This window comes from Pseudomonas sp. B20(2017), assembly GCF_002113125.1.
In the GTDB taxonomy this organism is placed as follows: Bacteria; Pseudomonadota; Gammaproteobacteria; order Pseudomonadales; family Pseudomonadaceae; genus Aquipseudomonas.
The window spans coordinates 95,609-117,867 of the sequence record NZ_NEJP01000016.1; the positions used below are offsets into that span (position 1 = coordinate 95,609).

Sequence of the window (22,259 nt, forward strand, 5' to 3'; positions counted from 1 at the left end):
GCCAATACCGCGATCTCACCTGGCAACAGATAACCGTTGTTCGTTTTTCAGAAGTCCAGGCAGGGCCGCTGCGACGGCCCTCGCCTATTTGGAGCACCGCACCATGACGCTTGCAGTCCAGTTCACCAACGTTTCCCGGCAGTTCGGCGAAGTGAAGGCCGTTGACCGGGTTTCCATCGACATCCAGGACGGCGAGTTCTTTTCCATGCTCGGCCCCTCCGGCTCGGGCAAGACCACGTGCCTGCGCCTGATCGCCGGGTTCGAGCAACCGAGCGCGGGCTCGATCCGCATTCACGGCGCCGAAGCCGCCGGTCTGCCGCCCTATCAGCGCGACGTCAACACGGTGTTTCAGGATTACGCACTGTTTCCGCACATGAACGTGCTGGATAACGTGGCCTACGGCCTGAAGGTCAAAGGCGTCAGCAAAACCGAGCGCCATAAACGCGCCGAAGAAGCCTTGGACATGGTCGCCCTCGGCGGCTACGGCGCGCGCAAACCGGTGCAGTTGTCCGGCGGTCAGCGCCAGCGTGTCGCCCTCGCCCGCGCGTTGGTCAATCGCCCGCGAGTGCTGTTGCTCGACGAGCCGTTGGGCGCTCTCGACTTGAAGCTGCGCGAACAGATGCAGAGCGAACTGAAGAAGCTGCAACGCCAGCTCGGCATCACCTTCATCTTCGTCACCCACGATCAGACTGAAGCGCTGTCGATGTCCGACCGCGTGGCCGTGTTCAACAAGGGTCGCATCGAACAGGTCGACACGCCGCGCACTCTGTACATGAAACCGATCACCACGTTCGTCGCCGAATTCGTCGGCACTTCGAACGTGATTCGCGGTGATCTGGCGCGCCAGCTCAGCGGCCATCCGCAGCCGTTTTCGATCCGCCCGGAACACGTGCGTTTCGCCGAAGGCCCGCTGGCCAGCCATGAAATCGAAGTCAGCGGTCTGCTGCACGACATCCAGTACCAGGGCAGCGCCACGCGCTACGAGCTGAAACTGGAAAACGGCCAGACCCTGAGCATCAGTCAGGCCAACAATCAGTGGGTCGACAGCAGCGCGCAGCACCAGACCGGTCAGCGCATCAGCGCACGCTGGGCGCGGGAAGCGATGATTGCGCTGCACGACACCGTTGCGAGCGAGGTGTGACATGACCGCCCTCGCCCTCCCTCAATCGGCACCGTTGCGCAGGTTTTCCAATCTGCTCTATCGCAAGCCGAACCTGTACCTGTCGATGCTGCTGGTGCCGCCGCTGCTGTGGTTCGGCGCAATCTATCTGGGCTCGCTGCTGGTGCTGTTGTGGCAAGGTTTCTACTCCTTCGACGACTTCACCATGGCGGTCACCCCGGACCTGACCCTGGCTAATTTCGCCGCGCTGTTTCAGCCGTCGAACTTCGACATCATTCTGCGCACCCTGAGCATGGCCGTCGTGGTGTCGATCGCCAGCGCCATCGTCGCGTTCCCGATCGCCTACTACATGGCGCGCTACACCACCGGCAAGACCAAGGCGTTTTTCTACATCGCGGTGATGATGCCGATGTGGGCCAGTTACATCGTCAAGGCCTACGCCTGGACGTTGCTGCTGGCCAAGGGCGGCGTGGCGCAGTGGTTCGTTCAGCACCTGGGACTGGAGCCGGTGTTGCAGTTCATTCTGGGGATTCCCGGGGTCGGCGGCAGCACCTTGTCGACCTCGCATCTGGGGCGGTTCATGGTGTTCGTCTACATCTGGCTGCCGTTCATGATCCTGCCGATCCAGGCCTCGCTGGAACGCTTGCCGCCGTCGTTGCTGCAAGCCTCCGCCGACCTCGGGGCCAAACCGCGCCAGACCTTCATGCAGGTGATTCTGCCGCTGTCGGTGCCGGGGATTGCTGCCGGTTCAATCTTCACCTTTTCGCTGACCCTGGGCGACTTCATCGTGCCGCAACTGGTGGGCCCGCCGGGCTACTTCGTCGGCAGCATGGTCTACGCGCAGCAAGGCGCGATCGGCAACATGCCGATGGCTGCGGCGTTCACACTAGTGCCGATCGTGCTGATCGCCATTTACCTGTCCATCGTCAAACGACTGGGGGCTTTCGATGCACTCTGACTCTTCATCACAAGGGCATGCCTCCATAGGCCTGAAAATCGCAGCCTGGGGCGGGCTGGTGTTTCTGCACTTCCCGATCCTGATCATCTTCCTCTACGCCTTCAACACCGAAGACGCGGCGTTCAGCTTTCCACCGAAAGGCTTCACGCTGCACTGGTTCAGCGTGGCGTTTTCTCGGCCGGACGTGCTGGAAGCGATCAAGCTGTCGTTGCAGATCGCGGCCATCGCCACACTGATTGCCATGGTGCTCGGCACCCTTGCTTCAGCGGCGCTGTACCGCCGGGACTTCTTTGGCAAGCAGGGCATTTCGCTGATGCTGATCCTGCCGATTGCGCTGCCGGGGATCATCACCGGGATCGCGCTGCTGGCGACCTTCAAGACGCTGGGGATCGAGCCGGGGATGTTCACCATCATCGTCGGCCACGCGACCTTCTGCGTGGTGATCGTCTACAACAACGTCATCGCCCGTCTGCGCCGCACCTCGCACAGCCTGATCGAGGCGTCGATGGATCTCGGCGCCGACGGCTGGCAGACCTTCCGCTACATCATCCTGCCGAACCTCGGCTCGGCACTGCTCGCCGGCGGCATGCTCGCGTTCGCGCTGTCGTTCGACGAAATCATCGTCACCACCTTCACCGCTGGCCATGAACGCACCTTGCCGCTGTGGTTGCTCAACCAACTGAGCCGCCCACGGGACGTGCCGGTGACCAACGTCGTGGCGATGCTCGTGATGCTGGTGACCATGCTGCCGATCCTCGGCGCCTACTACCTGACCCGGGGTGGCGAGAGCGTGGCCGGCAGCGGCGGCAAATGAACATCTACACAGAAAACACAAACCACAAATCCCTGTGGGAGCGAGCTTGCTCGCGATGAGGCGGTCACATCCAGCATTGATGCCGGCTGGAGCAACGCTTTCGCGAGCAAGCTCGCTCCCACAGTTTCAATTCGGTTCAGGCAGAAAAATAAAAGTGTTAGTGAGGACAACAACATGCAAACCAAACTCTTGATCAACGGCCAACTGGTCAACGGCGAAGGCCCGGCGCAACCGGTGCTCAACCCGGCGCGCGGCGAAGTGCTGGTGGAAATCAACGAAGCCACCGAAGCCCAGGTCGATGCCGCCGTGCGCGCCGCCGACAGTGCCTTCGCCGAATGGTCGCAGACCACGCCGAAGGACCGTTCGCTGCTGCTGCTCAAACTCGCCGACGCCATCGAAGCCCACGGCGAAGAACTGGCCAAACTGGAATCGGACAACTGCGGCAAACCCTACAGTGCCGCGCTGAACGACGAGATCCCGGCAATTGCCGACGTGTTCCGTTTCTTCGCCGGCGCCAGCCGTTGCATGAGTGGTTCGGCCGGTGGCGAATACCTGCCTGGCCACACTTCGATGATCCGCCGCGACCCGGTGGGCGTGATCGCCTCCGTCGCGCCGTGGAACTACCCGCTGATGATGGTCGCCTGGAAAATTGCCCCGGCCCTCGCCGCCGGTAATACCGTGGTGCTCAAGCCGTCGGAACAAACCCCGCTGACCGCGTTGCGTCTGGCCGAACTGGCGTCGGAAATTTTCCCGGCCGGTGTACTCAATCTGGTGTTCGGGCGTGGGCCGAGCGTGGGCAGTCCGCTGGTGACCCATCCGAAAGTGCGCATGGTCTCACTGACCGGCTCCATCGCCACCGGTTCGAACATCATTTCCAGCACCGCCGACAGCGTCAAACGCATGCACATGGAACTGGGCGGCAAGGCCCCAGTGATCATCTTCGACGACGCCGACATTGATGCGGCGGTCGAAGGCATTCGTACCTTCGGCTTCTACAACGCCGGCCAGGACTGCACCGCTGCATGTCGGATCTACGCCCAGCAAGGCATCTACGACAAGTTCGTCGAGAAGCTCGGCGCGGCGGTAAGCAGCATCAAGTATGGCTTGCAGGATGATCCGTCGACCGAGCTGGGGCCGCTGATCACCGCCCAGCATCGCGACCGCGTCGCCGGGTTTGTCGAGCGCGCCGTGGCGCAACCTCACATTCGCTTGATCACCGGCGGCAAGGCTGTCGAAGGCAATGGTTTCTTCTTCGAACCGACCGTTCTGGCCGACGCCCAGCAGGACGACGAAATCGTCCGCCGCGAAGTGTTCGGGCCGGTGGTGTCGGTGACCAAGTTCACCGATGAAGCCCAGGCGCTGGAGTGGGCCAACGATTCGGACTACGGCCTCGCGTCCTCGGTGTGGACGGCGGATGTAGGACGTGCGCATCGACTGTCTGCGCGGTTGCAGTACGGCTGCACCTGGGTGAATACCCACTTCATGCTTGTCAGCGAAATGCCGCATGGCGGTCAGAAACTGTCCGGCTACGGCAAGGACATGTCCATGTACGGGTTGGAAGACTACACCACGGTTCGGCATGTGATGTTCAAGCACTAAAAGCATCGCCAGCAGGCTGGCTCTCACAGGTTCAAACAGTCTTTGTGGGAACCGGCCTGCTGGCGATGGCGTCACCCCGGTTTCAGGAAGAAAACCGGCATTACGCACCACCAGGCATTCAAAACAATAACTACCGATCCGGGCGGCGCTCACCAAGCCCCGCCACGGTTTCGGCCATCCGAAATCTGCCGATTTCACGGAGCAAACACACATGAGTGCATCACCCGATCTCTCAGCCGCCGTTGCCGACAGCGATGCCGAACAACTGCGCCAACTGGGCTACACCTCCAACTTCAACCGCAGCATGAGCCTGTGGGAAAACTTCGCGTTGGGCTTCACTTATCTGTCACCGGTCGTAGGGGTTTATACCCTGTTCGGCCTGTGCCTGGCCGCTGGCGGGCCGCCGATGTTCTGGGCCTATTTGCTGGTCGGTTGCGGGCAACTGCTGGTGTGCCTGATCTTCGGCGAAGTGGTTTCGCAGTTCCCGATTTCCGGTGGCGTTTATCCTTGGGCACGTCGCCTGGTCGGCAAGAAATGGGCATGGATGGTCGGCTGGATCTACTCCATCGCCCTGTGCGTAACCATCGCCGCCGTGGCGGTCGGCGCCGGCCCGTACCTCGCGGCCATGCTGGGCTTTGAGCCAAGCAACAACACCAACATCGTCATCGCCCTGGTGCTGACGCTGTTCGCCACACTGGTGAACCTCAGCGGCACCCAAGTGCTGGCGCGGATCGCCATGTTCGGCTTCCTCTGCGAACTGGTGGGCGCGGTGATCGTCGGCGTGTACCTGCTGATTTTCGAGCGCCACCAGCCGATCAGCGTGCTGTTCAACACCTTCGATATCAGCGTTGACGGCTCCTACCTGCCAGCCTTCCTCACCGCATCGCTGGCGGGGATGTTCCTCTACTACGGCTTCGAAGCCTGTGGCGACGTCGCCGAAGAAACCCCGAACCCGAGCAAGAAAATCCCGGTGGCCATGCGCATGACCATCTACATCGGCGGCATCGCGGCAATGTTCGCCTGCTTGGCGCTGATCCTCGCCGTGCCGGACATACAAGCGGTGATCAACGGCACCGACAAGGACCCGGTCACCACCATCCTCAACAACGCCTTCGGCCCGGTCGGTTCGAAAGTGGTGATGGGCGTGGTGATGATTTCCTTCATCTCCTGCGTCATCAGCCTGCAAGCGGCGGCGAGTCGTCTGCTGTATTCCTACGCCCGCGATGAAATGGTCATCGGCAGCCGACTGCTGAAAAAGATTTCTCCTACGACCCAGGTTCCGGTTGCCGCATTGTTCGTGTCCGGCGTCCTGCCCGGACTGATCATCGCCCTCGGCTTCTTCCTGCAAGACGCCGTGGCCACCATCGTCAGCTTCGCCGCCATCGGCATCTACCTCGCGTTCCAGATGATCGTGCTCGCCGCCCTGTACGCCCGCAGCAAAGGCTGGAAACCCAGCGGCAAATTCACCCTCGGCGCCTGGGGCTGGCCGGTGAACATCGGCGCGCTGGTCTACGGCGTCGGCGCAATCATCAACATGGCCTGGCCCCGCACACCGGATGCGGCGTGGTACATCAACTACGCGATGGTGCTGAGCACGGCGATCGTGATTGGGCTGGGGTTGGTGTACATGTGGATTGGCAAGCCGTATAACCATGGGAAGGCGCCGGCTGGGGATGCCTGGAAAGTTAGTCGCTAAGAAAAACAGCCCCGGATTTATCACAATTTCGGGGCTGATTTCTTTCAGCGTCAGTTACTCGCTTCCTACAGACCGAACTCTCAGCATTCAGTCCCCTTTCCTACGAATGGCGTCGGCAGAGTAGACTTGGCGCCGCTAGCGCCTGACCGATAGGCTTTACCCCGTCGCTGCCCAATCAGCGGCCCGGGGTCGAAGCCGGAAATCTGTCAAAACGGTGCTTGCGTGCCCCCATTGAACTGCGGCTGCTTTGCAACTTTAGTTCTGCGTTATGGCGGGCCGTGTGGCGCGGGCCTTCCGCCTTTTCCGTTTCGACAGGAAGTAACCCGACTTCGAACGCCACTCGGTTCGCCACCCAACTTTTCGAAGAGTTGGTGGCGACTTTCCTACTCGAAACGGAAGTCATCTCATGCCAGCACCTACTCACAATCCGAATACTGAATATTTCACTCCCACCGTCTTCACCCGCCACAACCGCTTCCTCCACGCTCTCCTGCTCGATCATCAAGCCTGGTTCTGCGCTCAGGATCTCGGCCGCATGATGGGCCATCCCTTGAACCTACGCGTCACGCTCAAACTCGACCCCGACCAACGCCGCACCGTCCGGCTGCGCAAGTACGGCAAAGTTGTCGAGACACCAATGGTCAGCGAATCCGGCATGTATGCGCTGCTCGTCCATCATTTCATCCCGGAAAACCGCAACCTGCGGCAATGGCTGAGTAATGAGGTGATCCCCATCCTGCGGGAAACCAACTCAGTAACAGCGGAAAACTGCCCGAGCCTGAGCTCGGTGCATTGGGCAGGCGTCACCGTGCCGCTGTTGCATTGGCAACAACAGGCTTGGGTGAAATGGCGTGATATGCCTGAATTGGTGCAAGTACAGCAGCCGTATCCAGCGCCGCGCTCTTGCGGCTGACTCTGAAAGTCAGTGGCTTTGCCCCGGCGGCGATTAGGTCACCGGGGTATTATCCAAGCATTTCGCAACACATCCCGTCTTCCAGCGGCGTTCAAGTCCACTAGAGTTTTCCTCAACCTCGCACTCTGACTGGTTGACGCCGATGCTATCGCGGCCTAGGGTGTCTACGTCGTTTACAGCGTATACACACGCAGGAGATCTTCCATGGCCTCGCCCGTTTTATCCTTCCGCGTCGAAGAATTGCTCGCTCAACAATTGGATCAATTGGCCGCGGCCACTGACCGAGACCGCCAGTACCATCTCAAGCGTGCGTTGGTTAGATATGTGGAAGCGGAGTCTTGGCATCTGCAAGCCATCAGCGAGGGGATTGCTGATGCCGATGCTGGAAATCTTACCGATCTGGATGCCGTGAAGGCTAAGTGGGCAAAACGTGCCGAACGTAGTACTGACTGAACGAGCTGAAAACGATCTCGAAACAATTTTTGAGTATTACCAAGGCATCTTGGGTGCCAATCCAGCGTTTGGTGTCGTGAACTCCATTCTTGGAGCGTTTGATCAATTGAAGCAATTTCCGGGTTCAGGCCGGCCTTCAGTCGTACCGGATATACGCGAACTGGTGCTGACCCGTTATCCGTTCATTGCGCCATATCGCCTGGAGGATGGCCAGATCCAGGTCTTGAGAATTCTGCACCAGCGCGCAGAACAACCAGAAAATTGGTAAACCAGCCGTAGCAAGTACGGCTGGCTGTTCACCTCCCTAGAACCGCGAAACACTCCTCATCGCATCCACCAGATACCGCATCGCAATCCGGTCGCTTTCCGACAACTCCCGGTAACGCTCCACCAGTTTCAGTTCGTCAGGACTGAGCCGGCGTCTTCGCCGGACGTTGGTGAGGCAGGGAAAGATGCCCAACATTTCGGTGATGCCTTGTCCTTTTGTCATGGACGATGTCCTTTTCCAGTACGTCAGAAATTTTCGAAAACCGCATCGCCCTGCTCCTTTAAGCAGCGATTTGAGCCCTGCCGGTCGGAGGGGTCGTGACCGGCGATGCCCATAGAATAGAAATTAAATCGGCGCTGAAAAGCTGTTTTTAGAGTAATTAGTCGAAAAAAGCAGATATGCCCTATAAATCAGAAAAGGCTGTGGGATAAGTAACCGTAACGTCTTGTTTCATTGAGACGCTGTCGCCGTGCTATCAATGAATTTTGCAAAATCAGCGAACGGATTAAGCTAGCGCGCATCTGTTACTAGTCCGTAGCGTTTGGCCGAAGGCTTGTCCGAACCGTAATTTCTGATCCAGTACGTGCCAGGAAGGGCGCGGGATTGTCCACGACAGGTTGTATCTATGCACCGCAGGAATTTGCTCAAAGCGTCCATGGCCATTGCGGCTTACACCGGCCTTTCCGCCTCCGGCCTGCTCGCCGCACGCGCCTGGGCCGCCTCTGGCGGTGCCGCCGACGGTGAAGCCCAGGCCTTCGACTTCGAAACGCTGAAGCACCAGGCCAAGCAACTGGCCGGCAGCGCGTATCAGGACACCAAACAGGTGCTGCCGCCGACCCTGGCGACCATGACTCCGCAGAACTTCAACGCGATCCGCTACGACGGCGAGCATTCGCTGTGGAAAGAGAACAAGGGTCAGCTCGACGTGCAGTTCTTCCACGTCGGCATGGGTTTCCGTCAGCCGGTGCGCATGTACAGCGTCGATCCGAAGACCCGCACGGCCCGCGAGGTGCATTTCCGCCCTCAGCTGTTCAACTATGAAAACACCTCAGTCGACACCCAGCAGCTCAAGGGCGACCTGGGTTTTGCCGGCTTCAAGCTGTTCAAAGCACCGGAACTGGATCGCCATGACGTGGTGTCGTTCCTCGGCGCCAGCTACTTCCGCGCGGTGGATGCCACTGGCCAATATGGCCTTTCCGCCCGTGGCCTGGCCGTCGACACCTACGCCAAGAAGCGCGAAGAATTTCCCGACTTCACCAAGTTCTGGTTCGAGACTCCGGATCAGAACGCGACCCGCTTTGTGGTCTACGCCCTGCTCGACTCGCCGAGTGCGACCGGCGCCTATCGCTTCGACATCGACTGCCAGGCCGAGCGCGTGGTGATGGAAGTCGATGCCCACGTCAACGCCCGCACCGCCATCGAACAACTGGGCATCGCGCCGATGACCAGCATGTTCAGCTGCGGCACCCACGAGCGCCGGATGTGCGACACCATCCACCCGCAGATCCATGACTCGGATCGTCTGGCCATGTGGCGCGGCAACGGCGAGTGGATCTGCCGCCCGCTGAACAACCCGGCGACCCTGCAATTCAACGCCTTCGCCGACACCGATCCGAAAGGTTTCGGTCTGGTGCAGACCGACCACGAATTCGCCAACTATCAGGACACCGTCGACTGGTACAGCAAGCGCCCGAGCCTGTGGGTAGCACCTACAACCGCGTGGGGCGAAGGCTCTATCGATCTGCTGGAAATTCCTACAACCGGCGAAACCCTGGACAACATCGTTGCGTTCTGGACGCCGAAGAAACCGGTAGCCGCCGGCGATTCGCTGAACTACGGCTACAAGCTCTACTGGAGCGCCCTGCCGCCGGTCGGCACGCCACTGGCGCGAGTGCATGCCACCCGTTCCGGCATGGGTGGATTCGTCGAAGGCTGGGCACCGGGCGAGCACTACCCGCCGGTCTGGGCCCGTCGTTTTGCCGTGGACTTCACCGGTGGCGGTCTGGATCGCCTGCCGCAGGGCACCGGGATCGAACCGGTGGTGACTTGCTCCAACGGCAAGGTGCAGGATTTCAGCGTGCTGGTGCTGGATGACATCAAGGGTTACCGGATTCTGTTCGACTGGTACCCGACCAATGACAGCGTGGATCCGGTAGAACTGCGTCTGTTCATCCGCACCAACGACCGCACGCTGAGCGAGACCTGGTTGTACCAGTACTTCCCGCCGGCGCCGGACAAGCGCAAATACCCTTGATGTTTTGAGGCGCCTGCGCGGGCCTCTTCGCGAGCAAGCCCGCTCCCACATTGGATCTGGTTCGATCACACAGTTTGTGACCGACACGGAGCCAGGGTGGGAGCGGGCTTGCTCGCGAAAGCGTCAGAATATTCAACATCGGAAATTGAAGGTACTGCGTCAGGTCAATGGGCAATAAAGATGAATGTCTTTGGGCTCTTGATCAAACAACTCAGGATCCGGGTGATCAACCAAACGGCATCCCTGACGCTGATAGAACTCCACGGTATTGCGCGACTCGGTCGCCGACACGTACAACGCCTCAGCACCGACCTCCCGACCATGCTCGCAGGCCAGGGCAAACAATCGCCCGCCAAGCCCCTGCCCGCGCCAGGCACGGCTGATGTGCAGAAACTTCAACTGCCGCATGTTCAGGCCCTGATTGTGAATAACCCGGTTATCCACAACCACCGCAGCCACCAGTGTTTCGCCATCGAAAAGTCCGTGTAGCCACCCTCCGCTGCGCCAGCATTTTTCTAATACCCGCGCATTCTCCTCCGCCTCCCCTTCGGGCCAGCCGCGCATGTCGAAACGCGCCGGATACAGAATCAGCTCACCGTTCTCTAAGCGATAGCACTCCTCGACCAACTCACTCCGGTCGATCTGCGCCAGCAGTGGCAAGTCCGATTCAGTCAGCGCTCGTTCGATCAACATTGCGGTCCATTCCTTTGCAATTCCAAACGACAGGCAAGAAAAAACCCGCCAGTTCAATGGCGGGTTTTATAGGCTTTGCGGCAGGCCGGAATCAATCCCGCAAATCAGACTCGTGAATCGGCTGATCCCGATGGGTCGCCCGTTGATACTGCGCCGGCCACACCGCTTTGCGTCCGCCCAGATCGTCGTCGGCATGCAGTGGCCAGTACGGGTCACGCAGCAGCTCACGGGCGAGGAAGATGATATCGGCCTGGCAGGTTCTCAGGATGTGCTCCGCTTGGGCAGGCTCGGTAATCATTCCCACGGTGCCGGTGGCGATGCCTGACTCCTTGCGTACCCGCTCGGCGAAGCGCGTCTGATAGCCGGGTCCCACAGGAATTTCAGCGTTGGCCGCCGTACCGCCCGATGACACATCGATCAGGTCAGCCCCCAAGGCTTTCAGGCGTCGCGCCAGCTCCACGGTTTCATCGGGGTTCCAGCCATCTTCGACCCAATCGGTAGCCGACAGGCGCACAAACACCGGCAGTTCTTCCGGCCACACCGCGCGCACTGCCTCGGTCACTTGCAGCACCAGTCGAATGCGGTTATCGAATGAACCGCCGTACTGGTCGCGGCGCTGATTGCTCAACGGCGACAGAAACTGGTGCAGCAGATAACCGTGCGCCGCATGCACCTCAACCACGCTGAAACCGGCTGCCAACGCACGTTTGGCGGCGGCCACGAAGTCCTGAATGACCTGGGCGATCTGGCTCTCATCGAGTTGTTTGGGTTGGGTGTGTTGCGGATCAAAGGCAATCGGCGACGGCCCGACCGGCGTCCAGCCACCATCCTCCGGTTTGACGCTGCCATGCTTGCCGATCCACGGCCGATGGGTGCTGGCCTTGCGCCCGGCGTGGGCCAGTTGAATGCCGGCCACGGCGCCCTGCGCATTGATGAATCGGGTGATGCGTTGCAGCGGTGCAATCTGTTCATCGTTCCACAGGCCCAGGTCTTCGGCGGTGATCCGCCCGTCGGCCGTGATCGCCGTGGCTTCGGTAAATACCAGGCCCGCGCCCCCCACTGCCCGGCTGCCGAGATGCACCAGGTGCCAGTCGTTGGCCAGGCCATCGACGCTGGAATACTGGCACATGGGCGATACGGCGATGCGGTTAGGGAGGGTCAGTTGGCGAAGGGTAAAGGGTTCAAGCAGCAGACTCATGGGGCACCTCTCAAATCAGTGGGCAGGCTCCAGGGTTCTGTTTGAAAAGTCGACGAGTGACAGGAAAAAGGTACAGCACCCGCCCCCGCGGGCAAAAAATTCGACAAGACGTCACAAGGCCAATCAAGCAGTGCTTAGAGCCTAGTCGACAACTGGGGATGAGGCAGGGTTCAGAGTGATTCAGTGTGTGAACGTCCCCCTTCGCGAGCAGGCTCGCTCCCACAGGTACGGTGTTGTCCTAGTGGGAGCGAGCCTGCTCGCGATGGGCTCAGCGCGGTTCGATGTGGGCAATCATCAACTGCACGGTTTCATTGCCGCGAAACTCGTTCAGATCGAGCTTGTACGCCAGTTCGACCCATTTGATCGTCGGGTTCGGCCAGATGTCGCGATCAATGCCGAAGGCGATGCCGTCGAGTTTCACCGAACCACACTCGGTCTTCAGAACCACTTTCAGGTGCCGCTCGCCAACCACCCGCTGCTCGACCAACTGGAACACGCCGTGAAACAGCGGTTCCGGGAAATGCTGGCCCCATGGCCCGGCATGACGCAGGGCGCGGGCCAGTTCCAGATGAAACTCTTCAACAGCCAAGGTGCCGTCCGACAGCAGTCGCCCGGTCAGATCTTCTTCGCGAAGCTGCCTACGCACTTCGGCGTCGAATGCCTCGGCGAACAACGGAAAATTCTCCTGCGGCAAGGTCAGACCGGCCGCCATCGCGTGGCCGCCGTACTTGCTGATCAGCTCCGGATGCTGCGCCGCGACCACGCTCAACGCATCACGGATATGAAAGCCCTGAACCGAACGCCCCGAGCCCTTGAGCAAACCGTCACCGGCATCGGCGAAGGCGATGGTCGGGCGGAAATACCGCTCCTTCATCCGCGACGCCAGAATACCGATGACACCCTGGTGCCATTCGGGATCGAACAGGCACAACCCGAATGGCATCGACTCGACCGGCAAGTCCTTGAGCTGGGCCAGCGCTTCACGCTGCATGCCCTGCTCGATGGATTTGCGATCCTGGTTCATGCCGTCCAGTTGCGCAGCCATTTCGCGGGCCAGCTCTGCATTCTGGGTCAACAGGCACTCGATTCCGAGACTCATGTCATCCAGACGCCCCGCCGCGTTCAGGCGCGGGCCGACGATGAAACCGAGGTCGGTCGACGTGATGCGCGAGGCCTCGCGCTTCGCCACTTCAAGGATCGCCTTGATCCCCGGCCGCGCACGCCCGGCGCGAATCCGTTCCAGGCCCTGGTGCACCAGAATCCGGTTGTTGGCATCCAGCGGCACCACGTCGGCAACGCTGCCCAGCGCCACCAGATCCAGCAGTTCACCGATGTTCGGCTGTGGTTTGTTCTCGTACCACCCGAGGCTGCGCAGGCGCGCGCGCAAGGCCATCAGTACATAGAAAATCACCCCGACCCCGGCCAGCGCCTTGCTCGGGAACTCGCAGCCGGGCTGGTTCGGATTGACCAGTGCATCGGCTTGCGGCAACTCATCGCCGGGCAAGTGGTGGTCGGTGATCAAGACCTTCAGGCCATGACGCTTCGCTGCTGCAACGCCTTCGACGCTGGAAATACCGTTGTCGACGGTGATCAACAGTTGCGGCTCGCGGGTCATCGCGACTTCAACGATTTCCGGGGTCAGGCCGTAGCCGTATTCGAAGCGGTTCGGCACCAGGTAATCGACATGCGCCGCGCCCAGCAGGCGCAGGCCGAGCACGCCCACAGTGCTGGCCGTCGCGCCGTCGGCGTCGAAGTCGCCGACGATCAGGATCCGCTGACGCTGCTCCAGCGCCGTCACCAGAAGGTCCACCGCCGCATCGATCCCTTTGAGCTGCTGGAACGGAATCAGCCGCGCCAGGCTCTTGTCCAGCTCCGCCTCGGACTGTACGCCCCGCGCCGCGTACAGGCGGGTCAGCAGCGGTGGCAGTTCACCGAGAAACGGCAGAGTGGCGGGCAACGGGCGAGGATCGATACGCATGGGGTGACAGAAGCTTCTCTTGAATACGTGGGATTTTTCGGGAGTAGCGCGGACTTAACCGCGCTCGCCTTGCAGCCAGGTGAGCTGGACTTCGTGCTGACCGCGATCGTCAGTGACGAAGATCGTGCCTTCACTGATCATCACGTCCCACTTGATGACACGAGGCATGTCCTGGGCCAGGGTTTCCAGCACGTCCTGCGGAACAGCGGCAATGTTGACATTCTTCAGGTTCTTGATCGCCGGGATCACCTTGCCTTCCCAGACGCGCAGGCTGCCATAGGCCAGCAGGCTGGTGCGTTCGGTACGACGGGAGCACCAGGTCAGGCGATCCGCATCTGGCTGGCCGACTTCGATCCAGTGCAGGACGCGATCATCCAGGCTCTTTTCCCACAACGCAGGTTCATCCACGTCCGACAGACCACGACCGAACGACAGCTGCTCGTTGTACCAGAGCGCGTAGGCCAACAGGCGCACGGTCATGCGCTCTTCGGTTTCCGAAGGGTGACGGGCGATGGTCTGCTTCACGTTCTCGTAGACGCTGCGGTCGAGATCGGTGAGGTTCAGTTCGAATTTGTAGGTAGTGGACGGCTGGGCCATGAACGGGCTTCTTGATACGAGGAAAGTCGGCAAGTCTAACCGATGCTGTAGGCAATCCACGAATTGATGGCGATCAACCTTGCGCGACTGACAGCCGGCTATGTTAAAACGCTGTATCTGCTCAGCCTTGTCCTACAGGATCTCGCATGCCGTTCGCCAACAAACCGCTCAGCGGTCTGAAAGTCATTGAATTGGGTACTTTGATTGCCGGGCCGTTTGCCTCGCGCATCTGCGGCGAGTTCGGCGCCGAAGTGATCAAGATCGAGTCGCCGGACGGCGGTGATCCGTTGCGCAAGTGGCGCAAGTTGTACGAAGGCACCTCGCTGTGGTGGTTCGTCCAGGCACGCAACAAAAAGTCCCTTACGCTGAACCTGAAACACCCCGACGGCCTGGCAATCCTGAAAAAGCTGCTGGGTGAAGCCGACATCCTGATCGAGAACTTCCGCCCCGGTGTTCTGGAAAAACTCGGCCTGAGCTGGGAAACCCTGCACGCACTGAACCCCAAACTGGTGATGGTGCGCCTGTCCGGCTTCGGCCAGACCGGCCCGATGAAGGATCAGCCTGGGTTCGGCGCAGTCGGCGAATCCATGGGCGGATTGCGCTACATCACCGGTTTCGAAGACCGCCCACCAGTGCGTACCGGGATTTCCATCGGCGACTCGATTGCCGCGTTGTGGGGCGTGATCGGCGCGTTGATGGCCCTGCGTCATCGCGAGGTCAACGGCGGCCTCGGCCAGGTGGTTGATGTGGCGTTGTACGAAGCAATCTTCGCCATGATGGAAAGCATGGTGCCGGAGTTCGATGTATTCGGTTTCATTCGTGAGCGCACCGGCAACATCATGCCGGGCATCACGCCCTCCTCGATCCACACCAGCGCCGACGGCAAACACGTGCAGATCGGCGCCAACGGCGATGCGATCTTCAAGCGCTTCATGCTGATCATTGGCCGTGAAGATCTGGCCAATGACCCGGCGCTGGCCAGCAACGACGGGCGCGACACCCGCCGTGACGAGTTGTACGGCGTGATCGACCGCTGGGTCAATTCGCTGCCGCTGCAAACCGTGCTGGACCTGCTGAATCAGGCCGAAGTGCCAGCCAGCCGCATCTTCAGCGCCGAAGACATGTTCAACGATCCACAGTACCTGGCCCGGGAAATGTTCCTGCACGCCAAACTGCCGGACGGCAAACCCTTCAAGATGCCGGGCATCGTGCCGAAACTCTCTGAGACACCCGGCACGTCCGAATGGGTCGGACCGCAGCTCGGTGAACACAATGCGCAGGTACTCCACGATCTTGGCTACGACGAGAAGCAGATCGCCCGGCTGCGCGAAGACGGAGCCATCTGAGCTGAAGCGCCTGATGCCCTCGGCCTCGAACCGCGCCCACCATTGGTGGACATGGCGGTTGTTCGGCCTGCTATTTCTGCTGGTGCTGCCGGCGTGGGCGCAGGCCAAACCGACGTTGATCTGGCTGTTGCGCGACCTGCCGCCGCTGACGATCTTCGAAGGCCCGAAAAAGGGCCAGGGCGTTATCGATCATTTAATGCCGATGCTGATTGCCGGCATGCCGCAATACGACCACACCTTGATGCGGGTCAATCGCGCCCGCGGCATTCAAATGCTTCATGAACATCCCTTCGCCTGCGATCCGTCGCTGATCTGGAACAAGGAACGGGCACAGTGGATCGCGTTCTCCATCCCTGCGTTTCGCGCGGTCAGCAATGGTCTGGTGGTGCGTCAGAGAGATCGCGAAGTGCTGGAGCCGTTTCTGGTCGAGGACGAAGTCGATCTGTCGGCGTTTCTGGCCAACGGCGAGCGAAAAGTCGGAGTGGTGGCGGAACGCAGTTATGGCGAGTACATCGATACATTGCTGCATCAGGCACCAACCGGCGCGCTGACGCCCCACTACGGCAACGATGCGCTCAGCAGCCTGCTGTCGATGCAGCGTCTGGGGCGTTTGCAGGTGGTGCTGGGTTACTGGCCGGAAATCCGTTACCAAGCGCGCCAGGCCGAGATCGCCGAGGACGAACTGCTGTTTTTCCCGATTCGCGGCACGGGCAAGTACCTGTCGGGCCATGTTGGCTGCACTGACACAACGGCGGGTCGACAGGCGATCACGGAAATCAATCAGCTGTTGCGCACCCTGCCCCACGAACACCTCAACCAGCTCTACGCCGACTGGCTCGACCCCGAGCGGCGCCAGGATTACCTGGAACAGGCGAGGATTTTTTTCCAGCAACAAGCCGCGCAATAAAATCCGGGTAAAAAGAAACCCCGAGAAGTGGGGAGACGACTCGGGGTTAAACGTGGTCTGTATCAAAGACCCGTAGCAGCAAGCGACAAGCACCGGAGCACAATGCTTGATCCTGCTGTTACGGGGTCTGACTGATCCGGATGCAGGAAGGTTCCCACAATTGAAAAATCAGTTTCAGAGGGACGGGTGCTTGTCGAGGGCTGCGTTTCGCAACGCGGCGATCACACAGGGTTCCAGCCGGCCTTCGGCAATCAGGATGTCGCGGTGCAGGCCGTCGACCACATCCGTCAGCTGGCGCTTGTCGCTCAATTGCGCCTGATTGAATTCGCGCTCCACCACGATCGCGCCGCTGCCGTTCTTCAAGGTCACCAGGCATTCGCCGTGGCGACCGCGAGGGGTCAACGTCACCTGATACGGGCTCAGAGCCTCACCGAGCAATAGACTGATACTTTCCATCTCGATCTCCACTCAATAGTCCGAAAACACAGTGTCTGGGGCGTGTTCACAGTAAATGACCACCGGCCCGAGAGGAAAGTTCTGCTCGTCGCCGGCCTCTCCCGGAGCGTCACCGGCCTATCGGAGCATGCATGGTGAAGATGACAGAAAAATAACCATGGGGCTCAAGCGTCGACGGAATGCCGGGGGATGCTCATGTAGGTGTCCAGCAACGCCCTCATCAACACCGCCGAGACCGGCGTGTGAAGGCGGCCCAGCAAGGTGATCCGGTGCGCGCCCAGCAAGGTCTCCAATTCTTTCAGCAGGCTCGGTGCCGCGGCCCCCAGCAGAATCATCGCCCGCGCGCCCTGCCGGTCGGCCAGATGCCGGATCAGCGCCAGTCCGTCTCCGTTCTGCAACTGTGGATTGCACAGGGTGATATCAACGGCACCACGACGTTCCAGTGATCGTTTTGCCGAGCCCAGCGACGGCGCGGTCAGCACATCGTAGATACCGATGGCATTCAGCATCTGATGCAACGCCATCAGCTGGAACGGGTTGGGTTCGAGAATCAGAATCTTGAGCGAGCGCATGGGACGACCTCTGGAGCGACAATCGCGGATTCACGCCGCAGTGGCTTGTCACTCTAGGGTGTTCGTCCTAAGCCTCCCATCAGAAAAGTAGCCGCGTTTTATAGGACTTTTCCCATCTTTAATGCAGACATCGACACCCGCTCTCCTTCCGCCGCTCGGTGATGTCCGTCCAGCCCCCGAGCAGGCCGCGCAGTTTTCCATCGACACTGTAAAACGGAACCGTCCATTGATAGATCTGACGGGGGCCGCTCTTGAACATCAGTTGCCGCTTGCTGAAGCGTGTTTTACGCGTCCCCAGCTGCGCCATGAATTCGTCATGCAGCATCAATGCCGTGGCCTGTGGCAGTGCATCGAATTCGAACAGCATCCGGCCCTGCACCTGCTCCAGTCGGACCGACAGCGCATCTTCATAACTGCGGTTGCACATGATCAACCGGCCCTGCAGATCGCGAACGAACACAGGGTCAGGCATCGCATCGATCAATGCGTGTTGAAAGGCCAGTTGATCACCCAGGCCCTTTTCAGCCTCCCTGCGCTGTTTTATTTCGGTAGCGAGTCGACGACTCCATAGCAGCGAAAGCAGGCCTAACACCCCGAGTGCACCCATCCCCCAGCATCCCCACTCGATCAGCCGAGCGCGGAACGACGGTGCCGGCGCAGGTGAGACTCCGTCCAGCCACTTCAGGCGCATGGCACGCAGTTCGGCCGCCGAGAAAGCGCCCAAGGCTTTGTTGAGGATGCTCACAAGCTCGGGCAGCCCCTTGCGTACCGCCAGATGGTCGGCCTCCCACTTGCCCTCGACGAGACCACCGACCCTGAGCAGGCCGGAGGGAAACAGCTGCGCGCCGATCTCGTTTTCGATGGTGGCGTAAGCCTCGCCACTTTCGACCAGCGCCCGAGCCTCGGCATAGGTCTTGACCGAACGGATCTCGATCGACGGGTAGTCGCGTCGAATGCTGTCCTCCAGCGCGTGCCTGGCCGGCAGCACCAGTACCCGTTTGGCCAGCATTTCGAGCGACTGTATTGCCGGCTCGCCCGAATGACCGACGAACACCCACCCGGCACCGCCAAACGCGTGACTGAACTCCAGAAACGCCTTGCGCTCGTCGTTCATTGCCAACGTCGTGCTGATGTCGGCCACGCCACTCTGGAGCCGTTCAAGCATGTGGTCGGTGGAAAACGATTCCTGATGGACGAACTGCAATCCGGTCATGGCGCTGATGTGCTTGAGTACATCGTTGTTCAAGCCGGTCCACTGGCCATGCTCGTCCTGAAACAGATACAACGGGTACTGCACCGAGGCGACGGTCACCCGTGGGTTATCTCGAATCCACTGACGCTCATGCTCATTCAGCTCGATGGGCTGAACCGCCTCCAGCGCATCGGAATGCTTCGTCAGATGGGCTGCTTCGATCCACTGCGACAACCCGAAACATCCCAATAAAAACAACCAGCACAGCGCTGGTTTCAATCCTGAAAAAAACCGCATTGCCACATCCTTCGTCATCGACTCGCCCGTCCTTGGTGGGCGAAACGCGCGCAGTGTGGCATGCAAAAACAAGAAAGCCCGTCAGGAGACGGGCTTCAAAATGTGACAGCTTTGCGGGCTTAAAGAGGCTTACCGCGGTTGCCATGCTGGCTGACAAAGGCTTGCACGGCTTTGAGCTCGTTCGCCAGCACAGTGCAGCGCTCTTCTCTCTCAAACAAATCAGAAAGATGTGCAGGTAGTTCGAGAGCTTTTCCTACACCAGCTTTCTCCACCGCGTCCGGGAACTTGACCGGATGCGCCGTGCCCAGAATCACCATCGGGATATCCAGGCTGCGACGGCACTCGCGAGCGGCTTTCACGCCGATGGCGGTGTGTGGGTCCAGCACTTCACCGGTCTGCTCGTAGACTTCGGCGATGGTTTCGCAGGTTTGCGCATCGTCCACAGCCAGCGAGTCGAACAGTTTGCGGGCCTCGGTCCAGCGTTCCTGTTCAACGCTGAAACCACCGCCCTGCTTGAACGAATCCATTAGCCCGGCAATCGCCGCGCCGTTGCGACCGTGCAGGTCGAACAGCAGACGTTCGAAGTTCGACGAGACCATGATGTCCATCGACGGCGACAGCGTGGCGTGCAGGGTTTCCTTGACGTACTGGTTGCCGCTCATGAAGCGGTGCAGGATGTCGTTGCGGTTGGTGGCGACGACCAACTGGTTGATCGGCAGGCCCATGTTGCGCGCCAGGTAGCCGGCGAAGATATCGCCGAAGTTGCCGGTCGGCACCGAGAACGACACCGAACGCGCCGGGCCGCCCAGTTGCAGGGCCGCGTGGAAGTAGTAAACGATCTGAGCCATGATCCGCGCCCAGTTGATCGAGTTCACTGCCACCAGGCGGGTGCCCTTGAGGAAGCTCTGGTCGGCGAAGCTGGCCTTGACCATTTCCTGGCAGTCATCGAAGTTGCCTTCGATCGCGATGTTGTGGATGTTCTCACCGAGGATGGTGGTCATCTGCCGACGCTGCACTTCGGACACACGGTTGTGCGGGTGCAGGATGAAGATGTCGACGTTTTCGCAGTGCTTGCAGCCTTCAATGGCGGCCGAGCCGGTGTCACCGGAGGTGGCGCCGACGATGACAACGCGCTCGCCGCGCTTTTCCAGCACGTAGTCGAGCAAACGACCGAGCAGTTGCAGGGCGAAGTCCTTGAACGCCAGGGTCGGGCCGTGGAACAGCTCCAGCACCCACTCGTTGCCGTTCAGCTGACGCAGCGGCGCAACGGCGTTGTGGGCGAACACACCGTAGGTTTCTTCAAGAATCTTTTTGAAATCGGCGTCCGGAATGCTGCCGGTGACGAACGGGCGCATGACGCGGAAGGCCAGCTCGTGATACGGCAGGCCGGCCCAGGAAGCGATTTCTTCCTGGGTGAAACGTGGCAGGTTTTCCGGGACGTACAGACCGCCGTCGGTCGCGAGACCGGCCAGCAGGACGTCTTCGAAATTCAGGGCCGGTGCCTGGCCGCGGGTACTGATGTAACGCATGACTGACTCCAATGGACAGTGTTCACGACACCGGCCCCGCTGGCGGGACCGGTGGAGGAGATCGGCTTAGTTCAAGTGCTCGACGCGGATCCGCACAACCGGACCGACCACGCCCGCCAGCGCTTCGAGGGCGGCGATCGCATCGTTGATGTGCTGTTCCAGCACGCGATGGGTCAGCAGGATCATCGGCACCAGGCCGTCGTGTTCCTCGACTTCCTTCTGCATGATCGACTCGATGTTGATGCCGCGCTCCGAAAGGATGCTCGCCACCTGAGCGAGTACGCCCGGATGGTCCTTGGCCTGGATGCGCAGGTAGTAGGCGCTTTCGCAGGCTTCGATCGGCAGGATCGGGTGGGCCGACAGCGAGTCCGGCTGGAAGGCCAGGTGCGGCACGCGGTTTTCCGGATCGGAGGTCATGGCGCGAACCACATCCACCAGATCCGCGATCACCGACGAAGCGGTCGGCTCCATGCCGGCACCGGCGCCGTAGAACAGGGTCGAACCGGCAGCGTCACCGTTGACCATCACCGCGTTCATCACGCCGTTGACGTTGGCGATCAGACGATCGGCCGGGATCAGCGTCGGGTGTACGCGCAACTCGATACCGGCGGCGGTGCTGCGTGCCACGCCCAGGTGCTTGATGCGGTAGCCCAGCGCTTCGGCGTAGTTCACGTCGGCGGTGGTCAGCTTGGTGATGCCCTCGGTGTAAGCCTTGTCGAACTGCAGCGGAATACCGAATGCGATCGACGCCAGGATCGTCAGCTTGTGCGCGGCGTCGATGCCTTCGACGTCGAAGGTCGGATCGGCTTCGGCGTAACCCAGCGCTTGCGCCTCGGCCAGCACGTCTTCGAAGGTGCGACCCTTCTCGCGCATTTCGGTGAGGATGAAGTTGCCGGTGCCGTTGATGATCCCGGCGACCCAGTTGATACGGTTGGCGGACAGCCCTTCACGGATCGCCTTGATCACCGGAATGCCGCCGGCTACCGCCGCTTCGAATGCCACGATCACGCCTTTCTCGCGTGCCTTGGCGAAAATTTCATTACCGTGAACGGCAATCAGAGCCTTGTTCGCGGTGACCACATGCTTGCCATTCTCGATGGCCTTGAGTACCAGCTCGCGGGCAACGGTATAGCCGCCCATCAGCTCTATGACGATGTCGATCTCAGGGTTCGTGGCCACTTCGAAGACATCGTTGGTAATCGCAATACCGGTCGTCTGGAACTGAGGCTTTGGCGTGCGCATGGCAATTTGTGCCACTTCGATTCCACGCCCGGCACGACGAGCAATTTCCTCGGCGTTGCGCTGAAGTACGTTGAAGGTTCCGCCACCGACGGTCCCTAACCCACAGATGCCTACTTTGACCGGTTTCACTGTGAACTCCCCATAAAACGGCCGACACGAGGCCGGCCGTGAAAACAA

Annotated in this window: 21 protein-coding genes; 11 read left to right on the plus strand and 10 right to left on the minus strand. The window is 60.4% G+C overall.

Annotation, left to right across the window (positions count from 1 at the left end):
• The first annotated feature begins 103 nt into the window (after nucleotides 1-103).
• From CAF63_RS22200 to CAF63_RS22235, 8 genes are all read left to right on the plus strand, one after another.
• On the plus strand, nucleotides 104-1,141 hold the full coding sequence (locus CAF63_RS22200; protein WP_085688840.1) for an ABC transporter ATP-binding protein: 1,038 nt from the start codon (nucleotides 104-106) through the stop codon (nucleotides 1,139-1,141).
• Between the two features lies 1 nt (nucleotide 1,142).
• Entirely contained in the window at nucleotides 1,143-2,078 is a 936-nt protein-coding gene (locus tag CAF63_RS22205; RefSeq protein ID WP_085688843.1) for an ABC transporter permease, read from the plus strand.
• Nucleotides 2,068-2,892 (plus strand): ABC transporter permease, encoded by an 825-nt coding sequence (locus CAF63_RS22210; RefSeq protein WP_085688847.1) that lies wholly within the window; start codon nucleotides 2,068-2,070, stop codon nucleotides 2,890-2,892. The genes CAF63_RS22205 and CAF63_RS22210 overlap by 11 nt, the downstream gene beginning before the upstream one ends.
• Nucleotides 2,893-3,066: 174 nt before the next feature.
• Nucleotides 3,067-4,491, plus strand: coding sequence for a gamma-aminobutyraldehyde dehydrogenase (locus tag CAF63_RS22215; protein ID WP_085688850.1), 1,425 nt, complete (start codon nucleotides 3,067-3,069; stop codon nucleotides 4,489-4,491).
• A 211-nt stretch (nucleotides 4,492-4,702) separates the two neighbouring features.
• Nucleotides 4,703-6,187 (plus strand): APC family permease, encoded by a 1,485-nt coding sequence (locus tag CAF63_RS22220; protein ID WP_085688853.1) that lies wholly within the window; start codon nucleotides 4,703-4,705, stop codon nucleotides 6,185-6,187.
• A 406-nt stretch (nucleotides 6,188-6,593) separates the two neighbouring features.
• A complete protein-coding gene (locus CAF63_RS22225) occupies nucleotides 6,594-7,100 on the plus strand; it encodes a Bro-N domain-containing protein (protein ID WP_085688856.1) in 507 nt (168 codons plus the stop codon).
• Between the two features lie 204 nt (nucleotides 7,101-7,304).
• Nucleotides 7,305-7,553, plus strand: a complete 249-nt coding sequence (locus CAF63_RS22230; protein ID WP_039769579.1) for a CopG family ribbon-helix-helix protein — start codon at nucleotides 7,305-7,307, stop codon at nucleotides 7,551-7,553.
• Nucleotides 7,531-7,821, plus strand: coding sequence for a type II toxin-antitoxin system RelE/ParE family toxin (locus tag CAF63_RS22235; RefSeq protein ID WP_074691233.1), 291 nt, complete (start codon nucleotides 7,531-7,533; stop codon nucleotides 7,819-7,821). Before CAF63_RS22230 ends, CAF63_RS22235 begins: the two co-directional genes overlap by 23 nt.
• Nucleotides 7,822-7,857: 36 nt before the next feature.
• Here the strand turns inward: CAF63_RS22235 and CAF63_RS22240 are convergent, their stop codons facing one another.
• Entirely contained in the window at nucleotides 7,858-8,043 is a 186-nt protein-coding gene (locus CAF63_RS22240) for a hypothetical protein (protein WP_007954656.1), read from the minus strand.
• A 403-nt stretch (nucleotides 8,044-8,446) separates the two neighbouring features.
• On the opposite strand from CAF63_RS22240, the gene CAF63_RS22245 reads away from it, so the two are divergent.
• Nucleotides 8,447-10,075 carry a glucan biosynthesis protein D gene (locus tag CAF63_RS22245; RefSeq protein WP_085688859.1) on the plus strand — a complete coding sequence of 543 codons (1,629 nt, stop codon included), beginning with the start codon at nucleotides 8,447-8,449 and terminating at the stop codon, nucleotides 10,073-10,075.
• A 159-nt stretch (nucleotides 10,076-10,234) separates the two neighbouring features.
• Here the strand turns inward: CAF63_RS22245 and CAF63_RS22250 are convergent, their stop codons facing one another.
• The 4 genes from CAF63_RS22250 to CAF63_RS22265 form a co-directional block, all read right to left on the minus strand.
• Nucleotides 10,235-10,768: a GNAT family N-acetyltransferase gene (locus CAF63_RS22250; protein WP_085688862.1), complete on the minus strand. Its 534-nt coding sequence runs from the start codon at nucleotides 10,766-10,768 to the stop codon at nucleotides 10,235-10,237.
• Between the two features lie 91 nt (nucleotides 10,769-10,859).
• Entirely contained in the window at nucleotides 10,860-11,966 is a 1,107-nt protein-coding gene (locus CAF63_RS22255; protein ID WP_085688865.1) for an NADH:flavin oxidoreductase/NADH oxidase, read from the minus strand.
• A 268-nt stretch (nucleotides 11,967-12,234) separates the two neighbouring features.
• Nucleotides 12,235-13,944, minus strand: a complete 1,710-nt coding sequence (recJ, locus tag CAF63_RS22260; protein ID WP_085688869.1) for a single-stranded-DNA-specific exonuclease RecJ — start codon at nucleotides 13,942-13,944, stop codon at nucleotides 12,235-12,237.
• Nucleotides 13,945-13,998: 54 nt separating this feature from the next.
• The gene (locus tag CAF63_RS22265; RefSeq protein ID WP_085688872.1) at nucleotides 13,999-14,541 is read right to left on the minus strand and encodes a YaeQ family protein; all 543 of its coding nucleotides are present in this window, start codon (nucleotides 14,539-14,541) and stop codon (nucleotides 13,999-14,001) included.
• 146 nt (nucleotides 14,542-14,687) lie between these two features.
• Here CAF63_RS22265 and CAF63_RS22270 point away from each other — a divergent pair, with 146 nt between their 5' ends.
• Together CAF63_RS22270 and CAF63_RS22275 are read left to right on the plus strand one after the other, a co-directional pair.
• Nucleotides 14,688-15,887 carry a CaiB/BaiF CoA-transferase family protein gene (locus tag CAF63_RS22270; RefSeq protein WP_085688875.1) on the plus strand — a complete coding sequence of 400 codons (1,200 nt, stop codon included), beginning with the start codon at nucleotides 14,688-14,690 and terminating at the stop codon, nucleotides 15,885-15,887.
• A 13-nt stretch (nucleotides 15,888-15,900) separates the two neighbouring features.
• Nucleotides 15,901-16,794: a TIGR02285 family protein gene (locus tag CAF63_RS22275; RefSeq protein ID WP_256574541.1), complete on the plus strand. Its 894-nt coding sequence runs from the start codon at nucleotides 15,901-15,903 to the stop codon at nucleotides 16,792-16,794.
• Nucleotides 16,795-16,968: 174 nt separating this feature from the next.
• On the opposite strand, the gene CAF63_RS22280 is transcribed toward CAF63_RS22275, so the two are convergent.
• The 5 genes from CAF63_RS22280 to CAF63_RS22300 form a co-directional block, all read right to left on the minus strand.
• The gene (locus CAF63_RS22280) at nucleotides 16,969-17,250 is read right to left on the minus strand and encodes a DUF3509 domain-containing protein (RefSeq protein ID WP_007954641.1); all 282 of its coding nucleotides are present in this window, start codon (nucleotides 17,248-17,250) and stop codon (nucleotides 16,969-16,971) included.
• Nucleotides 17,251-17,414: 164 nt separating this feature from the next.
• The gene (locus CAF63_RS22285; protein ID WP_085688878.1) at nucleotides 17,415-17,822 is read right to left on the minus strand and encodes a response regulator; all 408 of its coding nucleotides are present in this window, start codon (nucleotides 17,820-17,822) and stop codon (nucleotides 17,415-17,417) included.
• 118 nt (nucleotides 17,823-17,940) lie between these two features.
• Nucleotides 17,941-19,311 (minus strand): transporter substrate-binding domain-containing protein, encoded by a 1,371-nt coding sequence (locus tag CAF63_RS22290; protein ID WP_085688881.1) that lies wholly within the window; start codon nucleotides 19,309-19,311, stop codon nucleotides 17,941-17,943.
• Nucleotides 19,312-19,430: 119 nt separating this feature from the next.
• Complete coding sequence (gene thrC, locus CAF63_RS22295; RefSeq protein ID WP_085688884.1) at nucleotides 19,431-20,840, minus strand: threonine synthase; 1,410 nt, start codon at nucleotides 20,838-20,840, stop codon at nucleotides 19,431-19,433.
• 66 nt (nucleotides 20,841-20,906) lie between these two features.
• Nucleotides 20,907-22,211, minus strand: coding sequence for a homoserine dehydrogenase (locus CAF63_RS22300; protein ID WP_018926703.1), 1,305 nt, complete (start codon nucleotides 22,209-22,211; stop codon nucleotides 20,907-20,909).
• Nucleotides 22,212-22,259: the final 48 nt, after the last annotated feature.